Genomic DNA, 4,057 nt, shown 5'->3' with positions numbered 1-4,057 from the left:
GCGGCGACGGCGAGCAGGGCCTCGCCCCGGTACCACTCGGGCACGTCGGCGAGCGTGTGCGGGTGCACGAGCACGAGGTAGGAGACGAGGGCCAGCGGCTCCTCGACGAGCACCTCGCGGGCGGCGCGACGGATGGCGGAGGGGCCGAAGGCGGCCGCGTCGGCACCCGCGCGCAGGGCGCCGCTCAGGCAGAGCGCGACCTCCCGGTCGGACTCGGTGAGGTACATGTTGCGGCTGCTCATCGCGAGCCCGTCGGGTTCGCGGACGGTCGGCACCGAGACGACGTCGACGGGGAAGTCGAGGTCACGCACCATGCGGCGGATGAGGAGCAGCTGCTGGGCGTCCTTCTGGCCGAAGTAGGCGCTGCGGGCCGCCGTGATGTGCAGCAGCTTGCCGACGACGGTGAGCACGCCGTCGAAGTGGCCGGGGCGCGACGCCCCTTCGAGCACTTCGCCGAGCGGGCCGGCGGCGACGCGCACGCCGGGGTCGCCATCGGGGTAGACGACGTCGGGGGTCGGGGCGAAGACGACGTCGACCCCGGCGGCGCGGCAGATCTCCATGTCGGCGTCGAAGGTGCGCGGGTAGCGCGAGAGGTCTTCCTTCGGGCCGAACTGAAGGGGGTTGAGGAAGATCGTCACGACGACGTGGTCATGGCGTTGGCGGGCGGCCTGGATGAGGCGGGCGTGACCGTCGTGCAGGGCGCCCATCGTCATGACGACGGCGACGTCACGGCTCGACAACGCCTCGCGTGCGGCCTTGAACTCCTCGCGGGTGTGGGCGACGACGGGGGCTGCGCTCTGCTGGTCACTCACGGCTGGGTCCTGTCGGCGAGGGTTTCGAGGAGTGGTTCGGCGGATGCCGGGCGCAACCGTCCGCTGTCGAGCGCACGCAGCGCTGTTGCTCGCGCCATCGCCACGTACGTCCTCCGGATCTCGGGCGAGAGCCGGTCGAGCTCACGCAGGTGGTCCTCCACCGTACCGACGTCCCCCCGGGCGACGGGCCCGGTCAGGGCGGCATCCCCCAGGCGCAGGGCGTTGTCGAGAGCGGCGCGCATGAGTGGGCCGAGGACACGTTGCGGGTCCTCGACCCCGGCGCTGGCGAGGATCTGCATCGCCTCGCTCGTCAGGGTGACCAGGTGGTTCGCGCCGTGTGCCAGGGCGAGGTGGTAGGCGGTGCGGTCGGTCTCGGCGATCCAGACGGGTTCGCCGCCCATCTCGAGCACGAGGGCCTCGGCCATCGGGCGCAGCGCGTCGTCGGCGGTGACCCCGAAGGCGCAGTCGACGAGACGGTCGAGGTCCATCGCGGTTCCGGTGAAGGTCATCGCCGGGTGCAGGGCCAGCGGCAGCACGTGCTGGGCGCGGGCCGGGTCGAGGATGCCGACCCCGTGGCGGCCGCTGGTGTGCACGACGATCTGCCCGGCCTGCCACACGCCCGTGGCGGCCAGACCGGCGACGAGGTGACCGAGGGCGTCGTCTGGCACGGCGAGCAGGACGAGCTCGGCGCCGGCGACCACTGCTGCGACGTCCTTGACGGGCACACCGGGCAGCAGTTCTGCTGCGCGGGCCCGGCTGGCCTCGGAGACGGCGTAGGTGCCGGTGACCCGGTGGCCCGCTCTGGCGAGGGCTGCCCCCAACACGGAGCCGACTCGGCCCGCACCGACGACACCGACGGTGAGGCGGGCGGGGTGCTCGATGCCGTCCACGATCGAGCACGCTACCGGTCCGCCTCGCTCCTTTCCCGGGTTGGGTGCTCAAATGGGCGTTCGCGCAGGGGCTGGGTGCGCCGCTGGACGTGCAAAGACGCCGTCGCCCGCCCTCGCACCCGCGCCAGTGCTGGGTTTCCTGTGCGGCGCGCCCTCGTTTGCACGTCCGGCGGCGCGGGCCAGTCATGAACGGTGCCGGCGAGGGCCGACGTGCGGCGAGGTACCGTGCGGGCGTGATGGTCCCGTGGCGGCAGGCGTGGCACGACGCGCTCTACGGCGAGGCCGGGTTCTACCGTCGCACCGAGGGGCCGGCGGGTCACTTCACGACGTCGACGCACGGGCCGCTCGGGGTCGTCCTCGCCGAGGCCATCGGTCGCCTCGCCGATCGGGAGGGCTGCACGCACGTCGTCGACCTCGGCTGTGGCCGTGGCGAACTGCTCACGCACCTCCACACCGCACGACCGGACCTGACGCTGACGGGGGTCGACGTCGTGGGGCGACCGAACGGCATCCCGGATGCCGTGGCGTGGCTTCGCTCGCCGGGCGGCGGTTCGCTTCCGGAGGGGTTGCGGGGTCTGGTCGACGTGCTCGTCGTGGCCCACGAGTGGCTCGATGTCGTGCCCTGCACCGTTGCGCAGGTGGTGGCGCCGGGGCGGCTCGCGGTCGTGCTCGTCGACCCGGTGACGGGTGAGGAGGGGCTCGGCGGCCCGCTCGCGGCCGACGACCTCGCGTGGTGTGCGCGGCACTGGCCGGTGGACGACCTTCCCGTCGGCGCACGGGTCGAGGTCGGAGGGACCCGGGATGCCGCGTGGAGCGACCTGGTCTCGCGGGTTGGCCGCGGCACGCTGCTCGCCGTCGACTACGGGCACGTCCGGGGAGAGCGGCCCGCGCAGGGCACGCTGACCGGCTACCGGGCGGGCGATCAGGTGGCCCCGGTGCCCGACGGGTCGTGTGACGTCACGGCACACGTCGCGGTCGACTCCCTCGACCACGACGAGCTGACCACCCAGCGCGAGGGCCTGCGCACGCTCGGGGTCACCGCCGCGTTGCCCGAGCACGCCCTGGCCCGCACCGACCCGGCGGGCTACGTCGCCGCCCTGTCGAGGTCGAGCGCGGCTGCGGCGCTGATGGACCCGAACGGGCTCGGTGCGTTCCGCTGGGTGCTGCGCCGTTGCCCACCGGCGGGCGCACGCCCCAGTACGGCAGACTGACGAAGGTGACCTCCGAGACCACGCCCGCGACCGGCATCCCCGGCCCGACCCGCGCCCTCGAGGTCGGGATGGGTGCGGGCGCCCTCGCAACAGCGGACATGGTGCTCAACATCGGGCCCCAGCACCCGGCGACCCACGGCGTGCTGCGGCTGCGCGTGGTGCTCGACGGCGAGCGCATCGTCTCGGCCGAGCCGATCATCGGCTACATGCACCGCGGCGCCGAGAAGCTGTTCGAGGTGCGCGACTACCGCCAGATCACCGTGCTCGCGAACCGGCACGACTGGCTCTCGGCGTTCTCGAACGAATTGGGCGTGGTGCTCGGCGTCGAGGCGATGCTCGGCATGGAGGTGCCCGAGCGGGCCGTGTGGCTGCGCACCCTGCTCGCCGAGCTCAACCGGGTGCTCTCGCACCTGATGTTCCTCGGCTCCTACCCGCTCGAGCTCGGCGCGATCACCCCGGTCTTCTACGCCTTCCGCGAGCGCGAGGAGCTCCAGGCCGTCATGGAGGAGGCCTCCGGCGGGCGCATGCACTACATGTTCAACCGGGTCGGGGGGCTCAAGGAGGACGTGCCTGCCGGGTGGCTCGGGCGGGTGTCGGATGCCGTGGCCGCCGTGCGTCGTCGGCTGCCGGATCTCGAGTCGCTCATCGTCGGAAACGAGATCCTCGAGGCCAGGACGCGGGGCGTGGGGGTGCTCGACGTGGGGACGTGCACCGCCTACGGCGTCTCGGGGCCGATCGCCCGCGCCAGTGGGCTCGACGTCGACCTGCGGCGCGACGCCCCCTACCTGGCCTACGGCGAGCTGTTCGCACCCGGCGGGCCGGGGCGGGTCGTGACGCGCACGGCCGGCGACTGCCTGGCCCGCCTGGAGGTGCTGCTCGAGCAGGTGCACGTGAGCCTCGATCTCGCGGAGGCCTGCATCGACACCTTGCGCTCGCTGCCGGCCGGGCCGGTCAACCAGCGCCTGCCCAAGGTGCTCAAGGTGCCCGAGGGCGAGCGCTACACCGCCACCGAGAACCCGTTGGGGTTCAACGGGTACTACCTGGTGTCGCGCGGGGAGAAGACGCCGTGGCGGCTGAAGCTGCGCTCGGCATCGTTCAACAACGTGCAGGTGCTCTCGCAGGTGCTGCCCGGGTGCCTGGTCGC

General features: G+C 73.0%; 4 protein-coding genes. 2 read left to right on the top strand and 2 right to left on the bottom strand.

The features are described 5' to 3' along the window. Positions 1-812, bottom strand: an 812-nt coding sequence (gene panC / locus PLL68_RS02865; protein WP_324531467.1) for a pantoate--beta-alanine ligase, incomplete at its 3' end; no start/stop codon positions are given. Next, positions 809-1,693, bottom strand: coding sequence for a Rossmann-like and DUF2520 domain-containing protein (locus tag PLL68_RS02860; protein ID WP_324531475.1), 885 nt, complete (start codon positions 1,691-1,693; stop codon positions 809-811). The genes panC and PLL68_RS02860, both read right to left, overlap by 4 nt. 245 nt (positions 1,694-1,938) lie before the next feature. Between PLL68_RS02860 and PLL68_RS02855 the strand changes: the two genes are divergently transcribed. Beyond that, positions 1,939-2,913 carry an SAM-dependent methyltransferase gene (locus PLL68_RS02855; protein WP_324531473.1) on the top strand — a complete coding sequence of 325 codons (975 nt, stop codon included), beginning with the start codon at positions 1,939-1,941 and terminating at the stop codon, positions 2,911-2,913. Between the two features lie 68 nt (positions 2,914-2,981). Then, positions 2,982-4,057 (top strand): NADH-quinone oxidoreductase subunit D (locus PLL68_RS02850; RefSeq protein WP_324531471.1); only part of this gene is annotated, 1,076 nt, incomplete at its 3' end.

The organism is Ornithinibacter sp. (genome assembly GCF_035443565.1).
Classification (GTDB): Bacteria; Actinomycetota; Actinomycetes; order Actinomycetales; family Dermatophilaceae; genus Fodinibacter.
The sequence above is the reverse complement of the archived record's forward strand: the minus strand, read 5'-3'. Positions and strand labels throughout refer to the sequence as shown.